20 protein-coding genes, 1 tRNA gene and 1 pseudogene are annotated in these 23,935 nt (G+C 71.8%); 5 read left to right on the top strand and 17 right to left on the bottom strand.

The features are described from left to right. Window positions 1-26: 26 nt before the first annotated feature. From A3IG_RS0116420 to A3IG_RS0116390, 7 genes are all read right to left on the bottom strand, one after another. Window positions 27-863, bottom strand: coding sequence for a class II fructose-bisphosphate aldolase (locus tag A3IG_RS0116420; protein WP_018384669.1), 837 nt, complete (start codon window positions 861-863; stop codon window positions 27-29). Further along, entirely contained in the window at window positions 841-1,779 is a 939-nt protein-coding gene (locus A3IG_RS0116415; protein WP_018384668.1) for a 1-phosphofructokinase family hexose kinase, read from the bottom strand. Before A3IG_RS0116415 ends, A3IG_RS0116420 begins: the two co-directional genes overlap by 23 nt. Then, the gene (locus tag A3IG_RS30015) at window positions 1,776-2,747 is read right to left on the bottom strand and encodes an ROK family protein (RefSeq protein ID WP_018384667.1); all 972 of its coding nucleotides are present in this window, start codon (window positions 2,745-2,747) and stop codon (window positions 1,776-1,778) included. Before A3IG_RS30015 ends, A3IG_RS0116415 begins: the two co-directional genes overlap by 4 nt. Next, window positions 2,740-3,690 (bottom strand): SIS domain-containing protein, encoded by a 951-nt coding sequence (locus A3IG_RS0116405; protein ID WP_018384666.1) that lies wholly within the window; start codon window positions 3,688-3,690, stop codon window positions 2,740-2,742. Before A3IG_RS0116405 ends, A3IG_RS30015 begins: the two co-directional genes overlap by 8 nt. Before the next feature lie 86 nt (window positions 3,691-3,776). Then, window positions 3,777-4,694, bottom strand: a complete 918-nt coding sequence (locus A3IG_RS0116400) for a carbohydrate ABC transporter permease (protein WP_018384665.1) — start codon at window positions 4,692-4,694, stop codon at window positions 3,777-3,779. Beyond that, window positions 4,694-5,647 (bottom strand): carbohydrate ABC transporter permease, encoded by a 954-nt coding sequence (locus A3IG_RS0116395; RefSeq protein ID WP_018384664.1) that lies wholly within the window; start codon window positions 5,645-5,647, stop codon window positions 4,694-4,696. The genes A3IG_RS0116400 and A3IG_RS0116395 overlap by 1 nt, the downstream gene beginning before the upstream one ends. Before the next feature lie 41 nt (window positions 5,648-5,688). Continuing rightward, window positions 5,689-6,951, bottom strand: a complete 1,263-nt coding sequence (locus A3IG_RS0116390) for an extracellular solute-binding protein (RefSeq protein ID WP_018384663.1) — start codon at window positions 6,949-6,951, stop codon at window positions 5,689-5,691. A 439-nt stretch (window positions 6,952-7,390) separates the two neighbouring features. Here A3IG_RS0116390 and A3IG_RS0116385 point away from each other — a divergent pair, with 439 nt between their 5' ends. From A3IG_RS0116385 to A3IG_RS0116375, 3 genes are all read left to right on the top strand, one after another. Beyond that, entirely contained in the window at window positions 7,391-8,191 is an 801-nt protein-coding gene (locus A3IG_RS0116385) for a DeoR/GlpR family DNA-binding transcription regulator (protein ID WP_018384662.1), read from the top strand. A 223-nt stretch (window positions 8,192-8,414) separates the two neighbouring features. After that, the gene (locus A3IG_RS0116380; RefSeq protein WP_026220325.1) at window positions 8,415-9,839 is read left to right on the top strand and encodes a Gfo/Idh/MocA family protein; all 1,425 of its coding nucleotides are present in this window, start codon (window positions 8,415-8,417) and stop codon (window positions 9,837-9,839) included. A 97-nt stretch (window positions 9,840-9,936) separates the two neighbouring features. After that, entirely contained in the window at window positions 9,937-10,869 is a 933-nt protein-coding gene (locus A3IG_RS0116375; RefSeq protein WP_040911687.1) for an NEW3 domain-containing protein, read from the top strand. A gap of 77 nt (window positions 10,870-10,946) precedes the next feature. Here the strand turns inward: A3IG_RS0116375 and A3IG_RS30010 are convergent, their stop codons facing one another. The 5 genes from A3IG_RS30010 to A3IG_RS30000 form a co-directional block, all read right to left on the bottom strand. Further along, the gene (locus tag A3IG_RS30010) at window positions 10,947-11,759 is read right to left on the bottom strand and encodes a phosphotransferase (protein ID WP_018384659.1); all 813 of its coding nucleotides are present in this window, start codon (window positions 11,757-11,759) and stop codon (window positions 10,947-10,949) included. Between the two features lie 235 nt (window positions 11,760-11,994). Beyond that, window positions 11,995-12,933: a hypothetical protein gene (locus A3IG_RS0116365; RefSeq protein ID WP_018384658.1), complete on the bottom strand. Its 939-nt coding sequence runs from the start codon at window positions 12,931-12,933 to the stop codon at window positions 11,995-11,997. A 173-nt stretch (window positions 12,934-13,106) separates the two neighbouring features. Next, window positions 13,107-13,604, bottom strand: coding sequence for an NUDIX hydrolase (locus A3IG_RS0116360; RefSeq protein WP_026220323.1), 498 nt, complete (start codon window positions 13,602-13,604; stop codon window positions 13,107-13,109). A 209-nt stretch (window positions 13,605-13,813) separates the two neighbouring features. Further along, window positions 13,814-15,259, bottom strand: coding sequence for an IPT/TIG domain-containing protein (locus A3IG_RS30005; RefSeq protein ID WP_078500579.1), 1,446 nt, complete (start codon window positions 15,257-15,259; stop codon window positions 13,814-13,816). A 552-nt stretch (window positions 15,260-15,811) separates the two neighbouring features. Beyond that, window positions 15,812-17,173, bottom strand: a complete 1,362-nt coding sequence (locus A3IG_RS30000) for a helix-turn-helix domain-containing protein (protein WP_051087526.1) — start codon at window positions 17,171-17,173, stop codon at window positions 15,812-15,814. Window positions 17,174-17,356: 183 nt separating this feature from the next. Between A3IG_RS30000 and A3IG_RS0116340 the strand changes: the two genes are divergently transcribed. Together A3IG_RS0116340 and A3IG_RS31970 are read left to right on the top strand one after the other, a co-directional pair. Then, a complete protein-coding gene (locus tag A3IG_RS0116340; protein WP_026220322.1) occupies window positions 17,357-17,815 on the top strand; it encodes a glycine-rich domain-containing protein in 459 nt (152 codons plus the stop codon). A 117-nt stretch (window positions 17,816-17,932) separates the two neighbouring features. Continuing rightward, window positions 17,933-18,631: pseudogene (locus A3IG_RS31970) on the top strand (class I SAM-dependent methyltransferase); the annotation flags it as partial. 274 nt (window positions 18,632-18,905) lie between these two features. On the opposite strand, the gene A3IG_RS0116330 reads toward A3IG_RS31970, so the two are convergent. From A3IG_RS0116330 to egtA, 5 genes are all read right to left on the bottom strand, one after another. Then, window positions 18,906-18,979: transfer RNA gene (locus tag A3IG_RS0116330), tRNA-Pro, on the bottom strand. Window positions 18,980-19,143: 164 nt separating this feature from the next. Then, entirely contained in the window at window positions 19,144-20,115 is a 972-nt protein-coding gene (gene egtD, locus A3IG_RS0116325; protein WP_018384651.1) for an L-histidine N(alpha)-methyltransferase, read from the bottom strand. Next, the gene (egtC, locus tag A3IG_RS0116320) at window positions 20,112-21,020 is read right to left on the bottom strand and encodes an ergothioneine biosynthesis protein EgtC (RefSeq protein ID WP_018384650.1); all 909 of its coding nucleotides are present in this window, start codon (window positions 21,018-21,020) and stop codon (window positions 20,112-20,114) included. The genes egtD and egtC overlap by 4 nt, the downstream gene beginning before the upstream one ends. Continuing rightward, window positions 21,020-22,309 carry an ergothioneine biosynthesis protein EgtB gene (egtB, locus tag A3IG_RS0116315; RefSeq protein ID WP_051087525.1) on the bottom strand — a complete coding sequence of 430 codons (1,290 nt, stop codon included), beginning with the start codon at window positions 22,307-22,309 and terminating at the stop codon, window positions 21,020-21,022. The genes egtC and egtB overlap by 1 nt, the downstream gene beginning before the upstream one ends. A 32-nt stretch (window positions 22,310-22,341) precedes the next feature. Further along, entirely contained in the window at window positions 22,342-23,910 is a 1,569-nt protein-coding gene (gene egtA, locus A3IG_RS0116310) for an ergothioneine biosynthesis glutamate--cysteine ligase EgtA (protein WP_078500575.1), read from the bottom strand. Between the last annotated feature and the right edge of the window lie 25 nt (window positions 23,911-23,935).

The raw sequence follows: 23,935 nt of genomic DNA, 5'->3' as shown, positions 1-23,935 counted from the left end.
ACCGCCCGTCTGGCCGGCCGCGGGGCTCAGGCCCCCGACAGGACGCCGATGAGGCGGGTCACCTCGGCCGCGACCGCAGCCCGGGCCGGGGCGAAGTACCTGCGGGTGTCCGACACGTCCGGGTGGGCGAGCAGGTGGTCCCGGACGGCCCGGGTGAACATCCGGTTCAGGTGCGTGGAGACGTTCACCTTCCGCATGCCCGCCGCCACCGCACGGGCCAGGTCCGCGTCCGCCACACCGGACGAGCCGTGCAGGACCAGGGGCACCGGCACGGCCTGGCGCAGCCGGGCGACGAGGTCGAAGTCGAGGCGGGCGGTGCGGGTGTGCATGGCGTGGGAGCTGCCCACGGCCACCGCGAGGGCGTCCACGCCGGTCGCCGCCACGAAGGCGCGCGCCTCGTCGGGGTCGGTGCGGACACCGGGGGCGTGCGCGCCGTCCTTGCCGCCCACCTCGCCGAGCTCGGCCTCGACCCACACGCCGCGTGCGTGGCAGTGGGCGGTGACGTCCCGGGTGGCGGCCACGTTCTCCCCGTACGGGAGGACGGCCGCGTCGAACATCACCGAGTTCAGGCCGAGCTCGACGGCCTCACGCACCAGGTCCGCGGACTCGGCGTGGTCCAGGTGGACGACGACCGGCACCTGCGCGGCCCGCGCGATGGCGAGGCTGGCGAGACCGATCGGCGCCAGCGCACCGTGGTACCGGACCGTGTTCTCGCTGATCTGCAGGATCACCGGGCGTTCCGCGGCCTCCGCGCCGGTGACGATCGCCTCGGCGTGCTCGATCTGCAGGACGTTGAACGCGCCCACCGCCGCGCCCTGCTGGAGGTCGCGGCGGAAGAGCTCATCGCTCGGCACCAGGGGCATCGGGTATCTCCTCCACGAGGGTTGACGTGCGAAGGCGGTGGTAGGTCGCGGGGTCGAACTCACCGGCGACCGGGCGGGGGACGGCGGCGGCCGACAGGGCGACCGCCTCGCGCAGCAGGTCGGGCCAGGCGGCGCCCGAGGCGATCCCGGCGGCGAGGGCCGCGACACAGGCGTCCCCGGCGCCGGTGGGGTTCCCGGTCAGGTTCTCCGCCGGGACCGCGCGCCAGCTCCCGAGGGGGGTGGTCGCGCGCAGCCCCTCGGGACCGCGGGAGACGACCACGGCTCCCGCGCCGCGTTCCCGCAGCTCGGCGGAGGCGGCAGCGGGGTCCGACAGACCGGTGGCGGCGGCGAGTTCGACGGCGTTCGGTTTGACGACGTCGGGACGGGCACCCACCCCCGCCAGCAGCGGCGGGCCACTGGTGTCAAGGACGGTTGCGGCCCCGGCCCGGGCGGCCAGCCGGACGAGCCGCGCGTACGCGTCGGTGGGCAGCCCGGGCGGCAGGCTCCCGCTGAGGACGACCACCGCCGCCCGCTCGGCCAGGCGCTGGAAACGCGCGGTGAAGGCCTCCCACTCGTCGGTGCCGACGTGCGGCCCGGCCGGGTTGAACACGGTGGCGTCGCCGTCGTCCCGGCACACCACGGTGAGCGTGCGGCGGGAGTCCCCGGCGACGGGCACGAACTGGTCGGGGAGCCCGGCGTCGGCCAGGTCACGGCGGATGGCGTCGCCGGTGGGGCCGCCACACAGTCCGGTCACCACGGTGGGACGCCCCAGCGAGGCCAGCACACGGGAGACGTTGACGCCCTTCCCCCCGGCGCGCTCGTGCGTGGTCAGCACCCGGTGCGAGGCGTGGGGAGTCAGGTCGTCGACGACGTAGGTGACGTCGAGCGCCGCGTTGAGGGTGACGGTGAGGATCACCGGCGCACACCCTCGGCCGTCGCGAACGTCCCCGGCGCCCGTGCCGCCGCCCGCCGGGCCAGGAGCCCGGCCCCCAGGCAGCCCGCCCGGTCGCCCAGCTCCGCGGCGACCACGGAGGGACGCCGCTGGAACGTCAGCTTCTCGTCCAGACGCTGCCGGACGGGCCCGAGGAGCAGTTCGCCCGCCTCGGCGAGCCCCCCACCGAGCACCACGCGTTCACAGCCGAACAGCGTGACGGTCGTGGCGAGCGCGGTGGCCAGCGCGTCCACGGCCCGCTGCCACACGCTGACCGCGTCGGCGTCCCCGCGCGCCACGAGGGCCGCGACCCCGGCGGCGCCCTCCACGGACCTACCGGTCCGCGCGGTGAACGCGGCGGCGACAGCGGACGCGGAAGCGACCGTCTCCAGGCAGCCGCGACCGCCGCACGCGCAGCGCGCGCCACCAGGGTCGACGACGAGGTGACCGAGCTCGCCCGCGTACCCCTGGCCCTGCGTGGGCTCCCCGTCGCACACGAGGGCCCCGGCGATACCGGTGCCGATGGCGACGAAGAGGACGTTCCGCACGCCGCGGGCGGCACCCAGGACGGACTCGGCAAGACCGCCGGCGCGCACGTCGTGGCCGAGGACGACCGGCAGCCCGGTGCGTTCGCTGAGGACCTCGGCGAGCGGCAGGTCCCGCCAGCCGAGGTTGACCGAACGGACCGCGAGCTGTGCGTCCTCACGGACGATGCCGGGCACGACCACGCCCGCCCCGTGGACCCGCAGGCCATGGTCGGCGGCCTGCCCGGTGAGTCGGAGCAGGGCCTGCGCGGCGGTGTCCACGACGGCCTGGGGCCCGGCCGCCGCGGGCGTCGGCTCGTGCAGGACGGCCAGCGGGCGCAGGTCCCCGTCGAACAGCGCCCCCTTCATTCCGGTGCCCCCCACGTCGAGCGCCGCCACGCAGGCGGAGGCCCACGGACGGTCAGGCACGGGAGCCGTCCAGGACGACGGACCTGGTGAGGTTCGCGGGGCGGTCCGGGTCACAGCCGCGCGCCTGCGCGACGGCGACGGCGAGACGTTGGGCCCGAACGAGGTCGGCCATCGGGTCGAGGGTGTCGCCGTCCGCCAGGGCGTCGGTGACGAGTGAGCCGCCGACGCGGCCGACCTCACCGGCCAGGCCCCGCGGCGCCGTCCCGAAGATCCACGTCACCCGGCCGGGGCCGGCGATGCTGATCGGGCCGTGCCGGTACTCCATCGCCGGGTACGCCTCGGTCCAGGCGCCGGCGGCCTCCCGCATCTTCAGCGCCGCTTCGAGCGCCAGCGCGTAGGTCCAGCCGGTTCCGAGGAACGTGAACTGCTCGGCGGCCAGCGCCGCGGCGGGCAGCGGGGCTGCGATCGCCGCCCCGGCGTCGTCCGCGGCGGCGGCGAGGGTGCGCACACCCGGCGGCATGGCCCCTTCGGCTTCCAGGTGGGCCCGCAGCAGCGCCAGGGTGGTGGTGGCGAAACGGGTCTGGACGACGGACTCCTCGTCCGCGAAGTCCAGGACCACGACGTCGTCGGCCGTGCCCATCACCGGCGTGCCCGGGTCGGCGGTGACCGCGCAGGTTCGCGTCGTGCCCCGCAGGTGCCCCAGCAGCTCCAGGACCTCGGTGGTGGTGCCGGAGCGGGTGATGGCCAGGACCCGGTCGTAGACCCGCCCGGTGGGGAACTCGGAGGCGGCGAAGGCGTCGGTCTCCCCGTGGCCGCCGGTCTCCCGCAGCGCCGCGTAGGCCTGGGCCATGAACCACGACGTTCCGCAGCCGACGACGGCGACGCGCTCACCGCGGCGCGGCAGGGCCGAGGCCCGGGTCGGGAGCAGTTGGGCCGCCCGCCGCCAGCACTCGGGCTGGGAGGTGATCTCGACCGCAGTGCGCGAGGGACCGGTGCCGGACATCGGAACTCCTTGGGAGACGTGGGAGGGGACGGGCGTCGGTGGGGCACCCCGGGGCCGGAGGCCGCCACCTGCCGCGGCCGTGGGCGTCACTTCACCGATCCGGCGGTCAGACCGGACACCACGTGACGCTCGATGAAGGCGAACAGCACGATGACGGGCACGATCGCGATCACGGAGGCGGCGAACAGGTAGTTCCACTGGACGCTGTAGTTACCGATGAAGTTGTTGATGCCCACCGTCAGCGGCTGGCTCTCCGGAAGCGTGGAAAGGGTGAGGCCCATGACGAACTCGTTCCACGCGGCGATGAAGGTGAACACCACCGCCGTGACGACGCCGGGCATCGCCAGCGGCAGGGTCACGCGCAGCAGGGCGCCGAACCTGCTGAGCCCGTCGATCATCGCGGCCTCCTCCAACTGCACCGGTATGGAACCGATGTAGGCGGTGAGGATCCACACGGCGAACGCGAGGTTGAAGGCGGCGTTGCACAGGATCAGCGTCCAGACCGAGTTGAGCATGTCCAACTGGTAGAACTGCCGGTAGAGGCCGACCAGCAGCGAGGTCGGTTGGAACATCTGGGTGACGAGCACGAGCAGCAGGAACAGCTTCCTGCCGCGGAAGCGGATGCGGGCCGTGTAGTAGGCGGCGGGCAGTGCCACCAGGAGCACCAGCACGGTCGACCCGCCGGCCACCAGCAGGCTCACCTTCAGGTTGTCGGCGAGGTTGGAGTCCCGCCACACGTTGACGAAGTTCGACCAGACGAACTCGTCGGGGAGGTAGGTGGCGTCGCGGAGCTCGCCCGCGGGGCGCAGCGCGGTGATCACCATCTCGACGTACGGCAGCAGGAAGGTGATCGCCAGCAGCCACGCCACGGCCGCGAGGGCCAGGGTCCGGGGTCGGAGCCGGCGCTCGGCACGCGCCGACCGACGCCGGGGGGACGCCTTCCCGCCCACCGGCCGGACGGTGGCGGGGCTGGCCCCGGCTGTCGTCGTGGTGTGCGTGGACATCATGCCTCTTCCTTGTTCCAGCGACTGACCCAGAGGAAGACCACCACGAGGACGACCACCAGCGCGAAGTTCACCACGGACATGGCGGCGGACTGGCCGATGTCGTTGTTCTTGAGCTGGTACATGAAGACGGTCGTGGTCGCGGTCTGACTGTCGGGGCCGCCACGGGTCATGGCCCAGATGATGGGGAAGGAGTTGAAGACGTTGATCAGGTTGATCACCACGCCGACCAGGAAGGCCGGGCGCAGCAGGGGCAGTGTGATCAGCCGGTACGTCTGCCAGGTGCCGGTGCCGTCCACGCGGGCCGCCTCGTACACCTCGTCGGGCACCGTTCCCAGCCCCGCCAGCAGCGTGTAGGTGGTGAAGGGCAGCGACACGAACACCGCGACGGCCATCATCCAGGGCCAGGCGGTGGAGGGGTCGCCGAGCCAGTCCTTGGGCTCGTCGATCAGACCGAGGTCGGCCATGAGGGTGTTGAGGACGCCGGCGGTGCGGTCGAGCATCCACCGGAAGGCGACGGCGGTCATCAGGACGGACGCCGCCCAGGGGGCGATCAGCGCCCAGCGCGTCAGCCGCCTTCCGGGGAACTGCTGGTGGAAGAGCTGGGCCAGGGCCAGGGAGACCACCATCGTGCAGGTGACCACGGCCACGGTCCAGACCACCGTGGCGAGCAGGACGGAGCCGAGGTCAGGGTCGTCGAAGAGCTGCCGGTACTTGTCCAGTCCGGCGGAGCCACGGACGAAACCGCTGACGCTGATCTTCAGGAACGAGGTGCGGACCATCTCGTAGACGGGCCAGAGCACGACGAGCACGATGAGCGCCACGGCCGGGCCGATCCAGGGCAGGGGGCCCAGCCTGTCGAGCCGGAACCTCCTGCCGCGGCCCTTGCCCCGGGCGGCCCGCGCGGGGTGCGCGGGCCGCTCCTGCGGCGTGTGGGCGGTGTTGGTGGACACGGGGTGCCTTCCGGGTGTCTGCGGTGGGGCTGTCGGAGGGCCTACTGGTCGGCCAGGATCTCTTCGGCCGTCTTCTGCAGCTCACCCAGCACCTTGGCGGGGTCGTCGCTGACCGCGGTGCCGCCGCTCTGCTTGATCTGTGCGGAGACCGCGTCCCAGGAGGTGTCGCCCAGCGGGTAGAAGCGGGCCTTCGGCAGCAGGTCGTAGAAGAGCTTCATGTCGTCGTCCGCGCTGGCCTTCGTCTCCTCCAGCGTGTCCTTGGTGACCGGCATGAGGTTGTACATCGTGGTGAACTTCAGCGTGTTCTCCTTGGAGTACGCGAAGTCCAGGAACTTCTTGATCTCTTCCTGGTGGCCGTTGTCCTTGAAGGCCATCGTCCAGTCGGCGACGCCGAGCGTGGAGTCGAGCGGCCCGGCCTTGCCGGGGATGGGTGCCACGCCGTACTCGACCTTGCCCGTCTTGGACATCTGGAGGAGGGAGGGGTGCCCGTTGAGCATGCCGACCTTGCCGGCGGCGAAGTCGGCGAAGGCGGTCTTGCGGTCGGTGGTGGCGGGGTTGGCGTAGGTGAGTCCCGGCTCGACCAGGTTGGTCTTCAGCCACTGGAACGTCTCGACGTTGGCGTCGCTGTCGATGGTGTACTTGCCCTCGGCGTCCGTGTAGCCGCCGCCGTTGCCCAGCTCCCAGATCAGCGACTCGCCCTGGGCCTCCTCCGGGCCGAGGGGCAGCGCGTACGGGGTGACGCCGGGCACCTTCTTCTTGAGGGTTTCGGCGGCCTGCCGGACCTCGTCCCAGGTCTTCGGCGGCGCGGTGATCCCGGCCTTGGCGAAGTGCTCCTTGTTGTAGAACATGACGCGGGCGGAGGAGACGAACGGGATGCCGTACTGCACCCCATCCACCTCGCCCGCCTGCGCGAAGCTGTCCACCAGGTTCTGCCTGGTCTCGGGCGAGAGGACGTCCTCGGCCTTGTAGAGGAGGTCGTCGGCGACCTTGTCCGCGTAGCCGCCCGTCTGCAGGACGTCCGGCATGTTGCCGCTCTGGATCATCGTCTTGACCTGGGCGTCGATCTCGTTCCAGTTGATGACCTGGACGTCCACCTTGATCTCGGGGTTGGCGTCCTCGAACCTCTTCGCCACGTCCTTCCAGTAGACGTTGGAGCTGTTGGAGGCCTTGTCACCGTAGTCGGCCGCGACGAGCTTGAGGGTCACGGACCCGTCGCCGGACTCTCCTCCACCGCCACCGCACGCGGTCAGGACGAGCGCGCCGAGCGCACAGGCTGCTGAGAGTGCGAGCTTCCGCTTGTTCACTGCCGTTACCACCTTTGCCTGGGAGGGCGCGTCCCGGTCGCTCCCGCACCTGTGTCGGGGAGCCGGGGGCGGCCTCGGGTCGCTGTTGTGAAAGTGACAGCACCGTTGACGGGCACCGTGACTGGACGTCGGCGGACCGGTCGGCTGTCGTCGACAGCGCGTGCACGCCGAGCATTACAGATGATCGAAGATGATTACAACATTCGTAGCGCAAACATTTTTAAGCATCTTCTTGCGGGTGTCGTGAAGTATCTACGAGGCTGGGTTCGCGGTCCAGGCACCGTTATGGGACCGTTGCCGAGCACTCGGTCTCCCGGCTCGGAGGCGCAGCGCGGCCCGGATGACGTCCCTGTCACGGTGGGAAAGGGGGTCACGCGGCGCCGGCCTCCCTTAGCGTGGCGAGAACGTGAGAACACCAGCACTGTGAGGAGTCCGACGCATGTCCAAACATGAGCGGTGGAGCAAGCTGCTGGAGCTGCTGGCCGCCGATGGCAGGGTGGAGGTCGAGGACGCCGCCACGGCACTCGAGGTCTCCGCCGCGACCATCCGCAGGGACCTCGACGAGCTCGCCGAGCAGCAGTTGCTGGTGCGGACCAGGGGCGGGGCCATCGCGCACGGCGTCTCCTACGAGCTGCCGCTGCGGTACAAGTCCTCCCGCCACGCGGCGGAGAAGCAGCGGATCGCCGCGGCGGTGGCCAACCTGATCGGCCGGGGGGAAGTGGTGGGGCTCAACGGGGGTACCACCACGACCGAGGTGGCGCGGGCCCTGGCGCTGCGGGCGGGCGGTGACCAGCGGGAACCGTCAGTGGCCCCGGCCGCTCCCACCCTGACGGTCGTCACCAACGCCCTCAACATCGCGAGCGAACTGGCCGTGCGTCCACAGATCAAGATCGTGGTCACCGGTGGGGTGATCCGCTCCCAGACCTACGAGCTGGTGGGCCCCCTGACCGTGGGCGTGCTGAACCAGGTCGTCCTGGACGTGGCCGTCCTCGGTGTCGACGGGGTCGATCCCAAGCTGGGGGTGATGACCCACCAGGAGGACGAGGCGAGCATCAGCCGGCTGTTCGCCGAGCGTGCGCAGCGCGTGATCGTGGTCACCGACTCCTCCAAGATGGGCAAGCGCGCGTTCGCCAGGATCTGCGGCCTCGACGGCATCGACGTCGTGGTGACCGACTCGGGGATCTCCGCGCAGGCCGCCGACCGCCTGGCCGACGCCGGCATCAAGGTGATCACCGTCTGAGGCCCCGCCCACCCGCCGACCACGTGCGGGCGGGAACGGGCGGGTGGGGCGGGCGTCGGGCCGCGGACGTGCACGGACGGGCCCGGGCACGGCGACCGAGAAGGCTATGTGTGTTCTTGTGCGAAGTTCCTTCAGTGTGAACATGTATTGACATGGCATTGGGGGAGCCCGCAGAGTCGTCCCCGACAGTGATGCAGGCCCCCCATCAAGGAGCGTTGCCGCCATGTCCGAAATCCCCGCTGTCTCCCGACGAATGCTGTTGGGCGGAGCCGTCGCCACAGGGGCGCTCGCGGCCGGGCTCATCGGTTCGGCCCAGAACGCCGTGGCGTCGTCCGGGCAGGAGCCCAGCCGCAGGCCCGGTCAGAAGTCGATGATCGGCGTCCCCTTCGACGTCCGCAGGACCGTCCGCGTCGGCGTGATCGGGCTGGGCAACCGGGGCGGCGGCATGATCATGGGATGGTCCGCCGTCCCCGGCTGCGTCGTGGCCGCCGTCTGCGACATCCGTGCCAACCGGGTGAAGAGCGCAGCCGACCGGCTGGAGGCCAAGGGCTACCCGCGCCCCGCCGAGTTCGGAGGCTCCGCCGACTCGTACGCCCAGATGCTCAAGCGCGACGACATCGACCTGGTGTACATCGCCACCCCGTGGGAGTTCCACTACGAGCACGGCAAGGCGTCGCTGCTGAGCGGCAAGCACGTCATGGTCGAACTCCCCATCGCCACCGAACTCCACGAGCTGTGGGACCTCGTCGACACCTCCGAGCTGACCCGCAAGCACCTGATGCTGGCGGAGAACTGCAGCTACGGCCGCAACGAGCTGGCCATGCTCAAGATGGCCCACGAGGGCATGTTCGGAGACGTCACCAACGGGCACGGCGGCTACCTGCACGACCTGCGTGAACTGCTCTTCTCCGACACGTACTACACCGACTCCTGGCGTCGGCTCTGGCACACCCGCAGCACGGCGTCGTTCTACCCCATGCACGGACTGGCTCCCATCGCAGCCGCCATGGACATCAACCGCGGTGACCGGATGACCCTGCTGCGCGCCACCGCGACGGCACCGAGGGGACTGGCCGACTACCGTGCGCGCTTCATGCCCAAGGACCACCCCAGTTGGAAGGAGACGTACATCAACGGGGACCTGGTCACCTGCATGATCGACACGGCGAAGGGGAGAGTCATCCGGGCGGAGCACGACGTGAGTTCGCCCCGGCCGTACAGCCGGATCAACACCCTCGCCGGCAGCCGGGGCATCTTCGAGGACTACGCGGGGCCCGCGCCGACCGGCGGGCGCATCTACCTCGAACCGGACCACAGCGGCCACGCCTGGCGCGACTTCAGCACCTACCGCGACGAGTTCGACCACTGGCTGTGGAAGAAGGTCGGCGACGACGCCGCGAACAACGGGGGTCACGGCGGCATGGACTACGTCCTGCAGTGGCGCACGGTCCAGCTCATCCGCGCCGGCCTGGTGCCCGACATCGACGTCTACGACTCGGCGGCCTGGTGCTCGCCGGTCCCCCTGAGCGTCGCCTCCCTGGCCAAGAACGGGCGCCCGGTCGAGATACCCGACTTCACCCGCGGCGACTGGGCCACCCTGCGGCAGGGCCTCGACTCGCGTCCCACCGACATGCCCCCCGTCGCCTGAGCACGGCCCCTTCGACCCTTCCCGGAGGAAGCAAGTGAGATCACAACGGCTGGTCAACCGCCTCAGAGTCATGGCGGGAGTAGCGGTGGGGATGATCATGCTCGTCCCCACCCAGTCGGTCGCCGCCACCACGGAGGAACCGCAGCCCGGGACCGAGGTGACCATCTCCCCCGTGGACCTCGACGGTCCGACCATCTCGACGGTGGAGGTCACCGTCAAGAACACCGACGAACAGCGCCTGCACCACCTCAAGGTCACCTTCGCCGGGCCCACCGGATGGGCGGTGGAGCCGCCCGTCCGCGAGGTGAAGGGCACCCTGGGGACCGGTGCGGAGGCCGCGACGACGTTCCGGATTCAGGTCCCGGAGATGCGTCCTGGCTTCATGACGCGCACCTTCACCGCGACCGCGACCTACCAGGGCGGCGACGGCCTGGGAACGGCGACCGCGACCCGGGTCCAGAAGACCGGGGAGCCGCTGCCCAACATCCAGGCCGCGTTCAACAACGTGGCGATCACCGACGAGTCGAACACGCTGCCGGGCAACTACGACGGTGAGGGCAACAGCTTCTCGGCGCAGAAGCTCGCCGACGTCGGCCTGACCCCCGGGGCCCAGGTCGACGCCCTCGGTGCCAAGCTGACCTGGCCGAACGTGCCCGCCGGCACCAAGAACAACGTGTCGAGCGCCGGACAGGCCATCGCGCTGAACGGCAACGGGAGCAAGCTGGTGTTCCTCGGGTCCGGTGTCGGCAGCGGCGCGGCCGGCAACGCCACCGTCTACTACACCGACGGCACCACCACCACGGGCTGGTTCGGCTTCCCCAACTGGTCGTTCGCCCCGGCCGACGCCCACGGCGCGACGCTCATCAAGTCCACCGACGGCCGGAACCGCCCCGACGGGTACGGCAACGCCGGCATCGCGTACCGCATCTTCGCCAACTCCATCCCGCTCGACCCCGCCAAGACCGTCGAGCTGGTCGTCCTGCCCGCCAACGGGACCGTCCACGTCTTCGACGTGGCCATCGCCCCCTGACGGCTGGACACCCGCAGAGGTGCCCCCGGGCCGGCCAGCGGCCCGGGGGCACCCGCGCGCCAGCGGTCGCGGGCCGGTCAGGCGCGCCGACCGGCGGACCGCCGGCGTGCCGCGCCGGTGACGCAGGAGACCAGCGCCCGGTGGCGCGCGGTGGTGTGTCGGGCACCGTGCTCACCGAGGGCCGCGGTGATCGGGCGGCAGCGGACGGCCGCCCAGGCGGCCACGGCCGCCGGGTCGGCGACACGCCAGGCCGGGATGCGGCAGGCCCAGGCGTGGGCGTCGTCCGCCGTGTGCCCGTCCTCGATGAGCCGCACCGCGGCCTCGGCGACGTCGGCCCAGACGGGGCCCCGGCGGGCCATGGCCCAGTCCACGAGCCAGGACCGTCCGCCGGAGCGGCAGACCAGGACGTTGTGCTGGTTGATGTCCCCGTGGACCAGGGCGTCCCCGTCCAGATGGGCGAGTTCGGCGGGGGAGGCGTACCTGGCCCACTGCTCGGCCAGGGGCGGCAGGGGCACCGGGGCGGTCAGCGTGGTGCTGCGGGCCAGCAGGTCGGCGAGGAGGGGTAAGTCCGCGGAGCCGGGGGCGAGGCGGGTGTGGCGTGCGTCGGTGAGGGCGTCGAACCCGATGACGTCCCACTCGCCGGCCCGCGCGTGCCAACGCATCGGGGGGCCCACCCCGATCACGTGCGGGGCCACGGAGGCCTCCCGCACGTGGTCGGCAGGGCTCCGCGTGGCCTTGACGAACACCGCGCCCGCCGCCGTCGCGAGGATGGAGGCGTGGTCGCTGCTGAGTCCGTCCGGGATGTGGCGCGTCGCCGCGACGGGCCCGGTGCGGGCGGTCACGGCGGCGCGGACGGTCTCGGGGAGGTGGGCCCAGGACGTGTGGGTCATCCCTGGGTCACTCCGCATTTCCGGCAGCGGGTCTTGCCGCTCCACCCGACCCAGTCGTGATCGCATTCGGCCATGGCGCTCTCCTCCGTCGTGTCGCGGCTCCATGGTGGCACCGCACGGAGCCGCGCGACCCCACGGGATCGCCTCCGGCACCCGCGGCGGCGCCCCGCGGGTGCGCCGGAGCAGGGGCCAGGGGCGGACGGCGCGCGCCCCGGCCGTCGCGGGCCCCCGCGCGTTACGGCATGACGCCGGAACCGGTGCTCGCGTACCCCCCGCCCTCGGGCCAGATCACGGCGCACCCCTGGCTGATGGCGAGTGACAGCAGGTCCTCTCGCGGCCTCGACGGAACGAGGATGGCGCGGGTCGTGTGGTCCACGAACCTGCCGTAGTCGGCGAGCTGGCCGATGGCCATGCGCACGTTCTCCCTCGTGACGCTCCCCTTCGCCTCGACCAGCAGCCCGAGCCGCTCGGCGTACAGGTCGGTGAAGAGGGGGCGGGATTCGCCGGGCGGGAGTATCCGGTGCCGGCAGGACCGCTGTCCCTTCCCCAGCAGGTAGTCCGCGAACGCCAGGACCAGTGCGGCCTCCCGACGCTCGGCTGCACGGGCCTCCCGGTTCGGCTCGACGAACGCCCTTTCCGTCTCGTTCCGCTCCAGGGGCCGTTCCTCGACGCGCCCCGGGTGGCTGCCGAGCAGACGTCCAAGCCTGGTGGCCGGCTCCTGTGGCTCGGTGTCCACGGGCCTGAGCCGGAAGACGATGACCCTCCGGAGAGGTCCGTCATCGGTCTCGGGCGCGTCGGCCTCGTACCAGGGGTCGTCCTGGTCCACGACGAACTCGCCGCGGTAGGTCACGGTCCCACGCGCCCCCTGGAAGACGCGCAGCGCCCGCCCTTCGGCCCGGTGATCGAGGATGCTGGCGTTGCCTGAGACCATCCGCTGGTCCCCGTGCTGGCCCTCCCCGCTGTAGTGGAAGCAGCCGTCGGGCATCCAGTCGTCGTAGTAACCGTGCTTCTCACCAGCGACGGGGTCGGTGAAGACGAAGACGTTGGGGGTCTTCGCCGACGGCCCGATGCCACCTTGGGTACGCCCTCCGTACCGACGGTGCAGCACCTTGCGCTCAATGCGATCGCCGGGCCGCAGGGTCCATGTCTGACCGTCGGGTGCCGTCTCGACCACGATTCTCCTCACTGGGTGGCGCTCCGGGGCAGCGGAGCACATGTCGGCATGCTGCTGTGGTGACCGACGCTCACCTTTGCCGCGCCACACGGCCCCGCTCGGCGGTGCGCCCACGGACGGGGCTCTCCGCCGCTGGGGCCCGCCAGGGAGCCGGCGCCGCGGACACGGGTGGGTCAGCTCGAACCCCGGCTTCCGTTCGGGACGTAGCCGAGTTCGATCGGTGCGGGCGGCGGGTCCCTCCGCGTGCCGGTGAGCAGTTCCGGCAACTGCGGCGGCCACAGCGGTTCAGCAGCACCGGCCAGGTCGTCCGGTGACCACCACCGCCAGGCGAGGATCTTGTCCGCGGCATGGGCTGCCACGAGGTCACCGGCCGGTTCACGGCGGGGGCCGTGGGCGAGGAAGATCTGTTCGTGTTGTCGCACGGGGACGCCGGCCCTGGTGAAGTCGTGTTCCCACACGCACAGCACGGTGCCGTCGAGCTCGATGTCAGTCCACCCGGTCTCCTCGCGCAGCTCGCGCACGGCCGCCCGCAGCGGCGTCTCACCAGGGTCGATGCCGCCACCGGGCATCGCCCAGTGGACCCCGACTTCCTCGTTGTCGTACCGGAGCATGAAGACCGACCCTGACGGGTCCAGCACGGCGACCCTGGCCGCTTCTCTGGGTGTGCGCACCTGCTCACCATGCCAGAACGGCCGGACACTGCTCGCCACCGACCGGGTCGTTGACGGGGCCGGCGCCGACCACGGTCCCGTGGGGACCACCCGGGCCCTCCGGTCCGCACCGGGAGGACCCCGGCCCGTGCCCGGCCGCGGCCTGGAACCAGGTGTACGGACCCATGCCGCGCGGTGCCCGGTGACGCGGTGACCTTGCGGGCCCCGCCTCAGGCGTAGGTGTACGTCGCCGCGTTCGAGGTTCCCCCCGGCGTCACCACCTGGACCTCCACGGCCCCCGGTCCCGCTGCCGGCGGGGCGGTCACGGTGATCTGGAGGTCGGAGTCCGGTGTGGGGAGGATGGTGGTGGCGCCGAACACCACCCGCGTCGCCGTGGTGAAGTACTTCCCGCTGATCACGACCGCGTTGCCCCCTGAGGTCGGACCGCCCGGCGGGGACAGGTCGGTGATCGTGGGTGGCGGGATGTAGTAGAAGTAGCCCAGGACGCCGGTGCCTCCAGGGGTCGTGACCGTGATCCGCACGGCGCCGCTCCCCGCGGGGGTGACCGCGGTGATGGTGTTGTCGTCCAGGACGGTGAAGCCTCGGGCCTTGCGGGAGCCGAAGTACACGGCGGTCGCGCCGGTGAGGTAGCGGCCGTTGATGGTGACGGTGGTGCCGCCGCCGAGGGGGCCCTGGTTGGGGCTGATGCTGGTGGGTGGCCGCAGGACGCTGACCGAGTTGCCGCCGTTGTTGACCACGTACAGGGTCTGGCCGTCCGGGCTGATGGTGACCCACTGCGGGACGTTGAAGCCCAGCACGGTCCCCACGACGGTGTTGGTGCTGAGGCTGATGACCTCCACGGAACTGTTCCCGTTCGCGGTCAGATAGGCCCGCGCGCCGTGGGGGTCGACGGCGAGGAAGTACGGGATCGACTGGCTGGGGATCGTTGCGATGGTGCTGTTGGTGGCCGTGTCGATGACGGAGACCGTGTCTCCCCCGTAGTTGGCGACGTACAGGCGCGTGTCGTCCGGACTGATCCCGATCCCCCGGGGCAGGTTGAAGCCCCCGGTGATGGTGGCGACGACCGTGTCCGTGGCGGTGTCGATGACGCTGACGGTGTTGGACCCGAAGTTGGTCACGTAGGCCCGGGCCCCGTCGTTCGTGATCGAGACGTTGTACGGGCGGGAGCCGACCGGGATCGTCCCCACGACGGCACCGGTGGCCACGTTCACCCTCACCACCGAGTCCGTGCCCTGGCTGACGATGTAGGCGAACGCCCCGCCGGGGGCGAACGCGACGTCGATGGGATTGTTGAAGCCGGTGATGGTGGCGGAAACCGTGTTCGTGGCGGTGTCGATGACACTGACGGTGTCGGGACCGAAGTTGCTCACGTACGCCTTCGTCCCGTCCGGGGACACCGCGACCCCCCAGGGGCCGGCGCCGGTGGAGATCGTGGCGATCGTCGTCTTGGTAACGGTGTCGATGACGCTGACCGAGCTGGCGCCGAAGTTGGTGACGTAACCGCGCGTCCCGTCGGGAGTCAGGGCGATACCGATCGGCCCGTTGCCCACGGGGATCTCGACCATGGCATTGACGAAGGCGGAATCCTTGGAGATGTGGATCGCTTGCTCGGCCGGTGGCTCGACAGGACGCTCAACAATCGCGGATGCGGACATGAGGAACTCCTTCCGCGCGAGCCAGGATGCGTCCGGACCGCGCAGGGGAACCCGCTGGGCCGGGGCAACCCCAGAACAGATGTCAAGCAGTACAGCAGCTCACCCCGCTGCCGTCATCGGGTGAACTGGCGCATTCCCGGCCGCTTCTTCACCACGGCGTACCCGGAATTCCGATCGGCGCACTCGGTGACGACCCTAGGCGAACCTGTCAAATCGCCTCGTAGGTGAGAATTCGAGCCCAGTCGGGCAATCATGACTTCTGTCGAATCCGGTGTCACAGCCAACCCACGGCATCCTCACAGCGGGCGTGCGCGGGGCTCACAGCGATGGGAGCCGTTGCGGGGCAGGGCGCCGTGCCCGGGGTGCCTGGTGGGTCGGGGATGTGGTCACGGTCATGAGGTCCCCTCGTCGCTGAGCGGGCTCGTCACTGAGCGGGCGAGGGGGGCGGTCCGCACGCGTCGCAGGCGGGGACGGGCCGCTTTGGCCAGCCACCGTTTGTGCCCTCCGCTGGCTGAGCGCCACTCAGCCAGCCAGAATGACAGCGACGGTGAGTCAGGTCCGACTGGCACGCGAAGCCGGAAAGGGAAGCCTCCCCACCGTCCCGGCGGCATCTCGCTGTCGCGGGCGCGTTACCGCGTTCGTCAGTTCCCGCACGCCGGCGACACGTGGGTGTCGTTCGGCCAGCTCATGGACGATGCTGCGGATGCTCGGCCGGTCGCGGACCTCGCCCGGGCTGGCCCGGTAGGCGGCTAGCAACTCGCGGGTGGTCTGTTCGGGGCGTCCCCATGCCCACCAGGCGCGGGCCAAGTCCGTACTCATCCGGGCGCGACGCTCCGGGGTGGGGAACTGGTCGGGTCTCAGGGACTTGCCTGCCTCGAGTGCTGCTCCGGCGTCACCGAGTGCCCAGTGCACGCCAACGGCGTACAGGTCGACGCCGGCCGGGGTGATGGTGAACAGGCGCCCGGGGGGTGCGGCGGCCGAGAGCCGGCGGGCGGCTCGGCGGGCTTCATCGGTCATCGCCAGGGCCTCGGTTCGCTGGCCGCCACGGGCGGCGGTGTAGGCCAGGGTGCACAGCACCTGGGCATAGGCCGCGGCCGAGGCGTCGGTGCGCAGCCCGGTGGCCTCCATGTCGATTGCGGCAAGGTGCATCAGCCGGTGCGCGGCGGCGCCCTGGTCCTGGTGGCGCAGTACGATCGCCAGCTCCCGGGAGGCTGCCGCGGAGGCCAGGGGGGAGCCGGAAACCTCAGCCCAGGTGCGGGCCCGGTCAGCGGTGAGGCGAGCGCGGTCGTAGCCGCCGACCTTGACCAACACAGCGGAGGCGAGGCTGTAGACCGTGGACAGGCGTGCCTGGTCGAGGGGGCGGCGGGACGCCGCAGCGGCGTGCGCGTCGCCGATGAGCCCCGGCAGCGTACTCAGCAGACCCTGGTGCGAGCCGGTGTCGAACAGGGCGCGGGCCTCGGCAAGTCTGTGGTCCAGAGACGCCGGCTCCGCGGTGGGTCCGGGTGTGGCGGCGAGCGCCTCGTCGAGCCCCTGGAGCAGTGAGGTGGGTCCGGCGGCTGCCGTGGCGGCGATCAGTGTCCGGCGGCGCATCGGGGCCTCCTCGGCGTCGGCGCGTGGACCTGCCGTTCCTCCGGTGACCGCCGGTGCTGTCGTGACGGGCGGCGCAAGGGAGGAAACCAGGATATGATGCGGAACTCCGACTTCAAGGGCGGCCCGCTGAACCAGCGCCAGATCCACAACGCGCGGGCTCCGCTCCAGCCGGGACAGGGTGGACGCCGAGCAGCCGAGCCGCGAGCTGAGCAGGGCCAGCGTCCAGTCGTGGTGCTCGCGGCCAAGTCGGATCAAGGCCCCGAGATGCCGCCGGGCGGCTAACTCGCGGGCTCTTGGGGAACTCCAGACCGGGTCGACACGCATGGACCCTCCCACGCCGCACAGCCGGGGGCTGTCCACGGTACGGGGCCGTCCTGGGGCCGTCGAGGTCTCTTGCACGACGTGCAAACCCCATGCACACCGCGACAAGTGATCACCAAACGTACTGGCGCCACGGTGTCATGGAAGCATCGCCCCGAACCGCGGGGCGTTCCACTGGGAGGGATCATGGCAACTGCTGTCGCACCCCTGACCACCGCTCCAGTCACTGGCACCCGCTCGGTGCGCGACGTCGTCCCCGGCGAGCTGTGGGACAAGCAGGTAGCGCTGCTGATGCGGGACTACCCGTATGACTCGGTGATGGCCGCCCGGGTCCTCGGCCAGGGCTACGCCTACCTGTTGACCGCGATGGCCCACCGCGGCGAGCACCTCGGCCTGGCGCCCAGCAGCCTCGTCGACATCGGCGTCCACACGATCATCCTCGACACCGTCGCCTACGCCGATCTGTGCACCCGGCACAACGGGGGTCACTTCCTGCACCACGTACCCAAGGTCGCCTTCAAGAACGACGGGTCCGTCATGAAAACGGCCTACCGGATCGCCGCTGACGGTTGGGAGATCGACCTGCCGCTGTGGACCGACGCCGCCGACTGCGGCCCCTGCCACCCCGGCAACGACTCGCACTGAGCACGGACCGAACCTGTGGGTCCGGCCGACAGGCCGGGCCCACACCGGCACGTCCACACCGGCACGACGGAGTGACTTTCCTCCGCCTGCCATCATCGTGGCGACCCACGCGCCAGGATGAGGCACGTGACGACCCCCACACCCACAGACCTCTGGCACCACTACGGCCGCACCAGGGCCACCACTGACCGAACAGTCCCCGACCGCTTCCGCTGGGCCTGGGACCAGGGAACCGGTCCCGGTGCGGAACTCCTCGGAGAGCTGACCGGCCGGTGCGTCGCCGACCTCGGCGCGGGCAGTGCCCGGCACGCCGCTCACCTCACCGTCCATCACCAGCCGGAACGGGTGGACGCCGTCGACTCCTCTCCCGCCCAGCACGCGATGGCCACCGACCTGTACGGCCATCTGGCCCCGCGCCTGCGCTTGGTCCACGCCGATGTGGTGAGGCACCTGCGCACCACGCCGGGCGCCTACGACGTGCTGTACAGCCTCTTCGGGGCAGCGGACTTCACCGACCCCCGCACGGTGCTCCCCGCCGCGGCCGAAGCCCTCCGCCGAGGAGGACGCCTGGTGATCTCCACCCTCGGCCACTACCTCAACGGCAACCCCGCGGAGGCAGACGTCATCCACGCGGACATCGCCACGAAGACACCCGCCGGGGCACCCACCACGATGCGCAGGTGGGTCCTCCAGGAGCAGGTGTGGACCAAGCTGCTCGCCGACGCCGGGCTCGGAGACATCACCGTGGACACGCTCCCCCCGGCGACGGACGGCCCTCGTGCAGCCGAGACGCTGCTGCTGTGCGCCCGCCGGCCGTTATCCGGTCACCCGGGCGGGCCGTCCGGGGTGCGACTGCTCCGCTATCGGACGCGCTCGAGGTGTGGCTCGGATCATCGACGCCACTCACCAGGAGGCACCGACGGGGGTGTGAGCATCTGCGTCGGTACGACGGAACGGGGAGCGTGGCGACGTCCGGTCCCCACGTGGTTGCCAAGACGGCAGACGACGACGTCTGCGTCTTGCGAGGTGAACACAAAGAAAGGGCTACTGACCTGGGATTTCTCCCAGAAATCAGCGAGCCCTTCGTTTGTCGGGACGGCGGGATTTGAACCCACGACCCCTTGACCCCCAGTCAAGTGCGCTACCAAGCTGCGCCACGTCCCGGTGCTCGGGCTTCCTGCTTTCCGCTGGCTGGCCGAGCAAGAGAACAGTACCGCATCTCGGGGGGTGCGTGCTGCCGACCAGGGGTTGGGGACCGTAGGGTGACGCGACGGTCACGGTACGTGTTCACCGGGGCGGCCCGCCGGGGCGGGCCGCCCGTCAGGGGGTCAGGTCGGGGTGGAAAGGGACAGGGCGTAACGGCCGGCGGTGTCGGTCCACCAGTGGCGGAGGGTGAAGCCGGCGCGGGTGAGCTCCTCGGTGATGGTGGGGCGGCGGAACTTGGCGGAGACCTCGGTGCGCAGGTCCTCGCCGCTGTCGAACGAGACGGCGAGGTCGAGGGCCGGGATCTTCACGGTGTGCGAGTGCCGGGCGCGCAGCCGCATCTCGATCCAGTCGTGCACGGGGTCCCAGAGCGCGACGTGGTCGAAGGCGTCGGGGTCGAAGTCGGCGCCGAGTTCGCGGTTGAGGACCGAAAGGACGTTCTTGTTGAACGCGGCCGTGACGCCGGCGCCGTCGTCGTAGGCCGCGACCAGGGTGGGTTCGTCCTTGACCAGGTCGGTGCCGAGCAGCAGGGCGTCGCCCGGGCGGAGCTGCCCGCGCAGGGAGGCGAGGAAGCCCGCGCGCTCGGCGGGCAGGAGGTTGCCCAGGGTGCCGCCGAGGAAGGCCAGCAGGGCGGGGCCAGGGGTCTCCGCCAGGCCCAGCGGGGTGGAGAAGTCGGCGACCAGGGCGTGGACGTCGAGCTCGGGGTAGGTGGCCACCAGGGCCTCGCCGGCCTGGCGGAGCGCGGACTCACTGACGTCCACCGGGGTGTACTGGCGCAGGGTCCCGGTGGCGCGGAGGGCGTCGATCAACAGGCGGGTCTTCTCCGACGAGCCCGAGCCGAGCTCGATCAGGGTGTGGGCTCTGGTCTGGTCGGCGATCTCCTTGGCGCGGGCGTCGAGGATCTCCCGCTCGGCCCGGGTCGGGTAGTACTCCGGCAGACGGGTGATCTCCTCGAAGAGCTCGCTGCCCTGGGCGTCGTAGAACCACTTGGGCGGGAGCCACTTGGGGGTGCTGGTCAACCCGTTCAGGGCGTCGTCGCGCAGGGCGGCGGCCTGGGCGTCGTCGGGGAGTCTGCGGGTGATGGTGTACGTGCTCACGGGCTCGGCGTCCTCTCGACGACGGGTGCGGGGGCGGTGGTCGGACCGGGGCCGCCGTGGGGGATCGGGTCGGGGGTGGCGGTGGGGTCGGGAGAGGTGGCCGGGCCGGGGGCCGGGTGCGCGCGGACCGCTCCGGGAAGGGGACGACCCGTGTCGGAGACGGGGGGGCCGGGTCGGCGCAGCGGGATCAGGGTGACCGAGTCGGTGGTGGCCAGCAGCAGGGAGTGGTCGGGAACGGGCTGCCAGCGCGGGTCGTCGTCGGTGGGTTCCGACGCGACGAGGGTGTGGTGGCCCGGCTCGTGGTGGTGGAAGAGGGTGTCGCCCCAGGTGGTGGCGGCGATGGTGGTGCCGTCGGTGAGCAGCAGGTTCAGTCTGCCCTCCGGCATCAGCGCCACCGCGTGGGCCAGCGCGTCGCCGGGTGGGGCGCCCGCACGCAGGTGGCGCAGGACCACTGCCCAGACCAGGGCCGAGTCGCAACGGGCCGCGAGGGCCAGCAGGTCCTCGGGCGGCAGGGTTGCGGCGACCGCGGCGTGGGCGGCCGGCCACCCGGGCAGCGCGCCGTTGTGACTGAACAGCCAGCGGTCGGCGGCGAAGGGCGCCGCGCAGTCCTCGCCGGCCGCGGTTCCCTCGGTGGCCGAGCGGACGGCGGCGAGCAGCGCCGTGGTGCGCACGACCCGGGCCAGGTCGGGCAGCGACGGATCGGACCAGATGGGGATGGCCCTGCGGTAGCGGGCCGGGACGGGGTCGTCCGCCGCGTACCAGCCGATGCCGTAGCCGTCGGCGTTGACCGTCCCGTGGCGTTGCATGCGGGGGGCCCATGACTGTCGGTAGAGGCTGTGGGGCGGAGTGATCAGGATGTCCCCGATCGGGGTGTGCGGGCCCAGGTAGGCCAGGTGCCGGCACATCAGGCGTCCCCCCGGTCGGAGCGGGCGGTGCGGAAGCCGGAGAAGATCTGCCGGCGCACCGGGTGGTCCCAGTTGCGGAAGGTGCCACGGCAGGCCACGGGGTCCACGGCGAACGAGCCGCCTCGCAGCACCTTGTAGTCACCGCCGAAGAACACCTCGGAGTACTCCTGGTAGGGGAACGCGGCGAAGCCGGGATAGGGCAGGAAGTCGCTGGACGTCCACTCCCAGACGTCGCCGATGAGCTGGTGGACCCCGAGTGGGGAGACGCCGTCGGGGTAGCTGCCGACCGGTGCCGGTTGCAGGTGGCGCTGGCCGAGGTTGGCGTGCCGGGGTTCGGGGTCGGTGTCGCCCCATGGGTAACGCAGGGAGCGGCCGGTGGCGGGGTCGTGCCGGGCGGCCTTCTCCCACTCGGCCTCGGTGGGCAGCCTGCGCCCGGCCCACCGGGCGTAGGCGTCGGCCTCGAACCAGCTCACGTGGAGCACGGGCTCGGTGGGGGGTACCGGTTCCACGACGCCGAACCTGCGGCGCAGCCACTGGCCGCCCTCCCGGGTCCAGAACAGGGGGGCGCGCAGGTCGGCGCGGTTGCGGTGCTGCCAACCGCGTTCGGTCCACCAGCGGGGGTCGGTGTAGCCGCCGTCCTCGATGAACTCCTGGTACGCGGCGTTGGTCACCGGGAAGGTGTCGATGTGGAACGGTTCGACCCGCACGGTGTGTGCGGGGCGCTCGTTGTCCAGGGCCCAGGGCTCGGTGGACGTGCCCATGGTGAACGGGCCGCCAGGAACGAACGTTTCGACCTGAGTAAACGTTTCAGCAGGCCGGTGGGCGGGAGCCGGCGGCGGGGCGGTGAGCGCGGCCTGGCCCCGGCGGAGCTGGTGGGTGATGAGCATGGTCTCGTCGTGCTGCTGCTCGTGCTGGGCGATCATCCCGAAGGCGAACCCGCCGCTGAGCAGCGGACCGCCCTCCAGGGGCACCTTCTCCAACAGGTCGAGGACACGGCCCCGCACCTCCGCGCCGTAGTGGCGGGCCTCGGTGGGACGCAGCAACGGCAGGCTCGGCCGGCTGGCCCGGGGGTGCTGGAACGCGTCGTACAACGAGTCGATCTCCGGGTGCATCGGGTCACGGCCGCCGACGTTGCGCAGCAGCCACAGCTCCTCCTGGTTGGCGATGTGCGCCAGGTCCCACACCAGTGGGGACATCAGCGGTGAGTGCTGGGCGGTGAGGTCCAGGTCGTCCACGCAACTGGTCAGGTGGTCGGTGCGACGGCGGGAGGCCGCGAGCACGTCGGCCATCCGCTGCCGAAGCTGTTCGGGGCGGTCCGGGGTCAGCACGAGGGTGTCTCCTTCGCGGTGCGGGCTGAGGTCGGCGCCCCGGCGGGCGCGGAGGGGGAGGAGGGGGCCACGGCGGTCGCCGGAGCCGGCGGGTGGCCGTCGGCGACCGCGGGACCTGGCCGCGGGCGGGCCCCGGAACAGGGCCGGGAGGGGCGCACGGCCTCGAGGAGGTCCTCGGCCGGGCAACGCCCCGGAACGACGTGCCGCTCCCGGAAACCGGTCACCGCGGCCATGACGGCGTCGTCGGCCCCGAGCCCCGGCAGCGCGCCCACCGCCGCGTCGAAGCAGGCCAGGGCAGCTCCGTGCAGTGCCGGATCGGTGAGGCCGTGCCGGGCGGCCCGCAGCCAGAGCCGGTTCCGCGGGCCGGTGGGGCCCGGCACCACCAGTTCCTCGGCGGCCCGCTCGGCGACCAGTGCCGCCGCCGGATCGGCGAACAGCGCGGCGACCACCGCCACCGGCACCGTCCAGCCGTGCTCGCCCGGCTGGGCGTCGATCATGCGCAGCTCAAGGTGCCCCCGGGGGCGCACCGGCGGGAACAGCGTGGTCAGGTGGTACTCGAGGTCGGCCAGGGTGGGCGGGCGCGACACCCCGCCGCACCCGCGCGGGCCGCCGGTCAGCCACTGGCGGAAGGTGAGCCCCACCGGAACCGGCCAGGGACCGGGGCCGTCCTGGCGCACACACATCACCGCCGCGTCCAGCGCGTAAGAGGCCCAGGCCGAACGGGGGTCCTCGGCGCCGTCCCAGGCCGGGGCCAGGGTGCGGCTCGGGTCCATCCGGGACCACACGGCCTGCCGGGTGGACCGCCAGCCACTGGGCCGCCCCCGGGACAGCGGGGAGTTGGCGAACGCGGCCACCAGCACGGGACCCAGCAGGTGCGCCAGCCGCCACCGACGGGCGAAGCCCCACGGCCCCGCCTCCTCGGTGCCCGCGTCCACACAGACCTGGACCGACGCGGTCGCCGACATCATGCTGCGCCCCGCCGGCCCGGTCCGGTCGAAGAACTGCTCCATGGCGGTGTACCGCGGGAGGGTGAGGACGCGTCTGGGGGGCCGCCACGGATCGTGGCCGTGGCCGGCGAGACCCAGACCGTGCCGGTGCAGCGCACCGCGCAGGGTGTGCAGGTCGTGGGCGGTGGCCGTCACACAGGCGGGAAGGGAGGTGGCGGGGAGGGAGCTGAGCTCGACCTGCCCGCCGGGCTCCCGGGTGAGCACCGAGCCCTGGGGGAGCAGCGAGCTCCCGGAGCCCGGGGGGCCGGACCGGGGGGTGGTGCCGGGACCCGGACCGGGGGGTGACCCGGGGGGTCGGTCGGGGCTGCCGGGGAGGGACGCGAGGGCCGCCGCGAGACGGCCGGGTGGTACGGGGAGCGTCGGGTCGGCCAGGTCCTGGACGATCCACTCCAGCTCGACACCGAGACGCCGGGGCGGCCCGGTCTTGAAACAGATGCCGCGGACGTACGCTTCGGCGTCGGTGACGGTCAGCGGCTCGGGCGGCGGGAGCCAGCCCGGCACCTCCGAGGGAGATGACCGGGGCGGCGCCGGATGTCGTGGAGGTAGTGCGCGCATGTCGTTGCGGTCCTTTCGATGTCGC

Origin of the sequence: Wenjunlia vitaminophila DSM 41686 (assembly GCF_000380165.1) — a bacterium.
Classification (GTDB): Bacteria; Actinomycetota; Actinomycetes; order Streptomycetales; family Streptomycetaceae; genus Wenjunlia; species Wenjunlia vitaminophila.
This window is presented reverse-complemented; position numbering and strand designations above follow the sequence as displayed.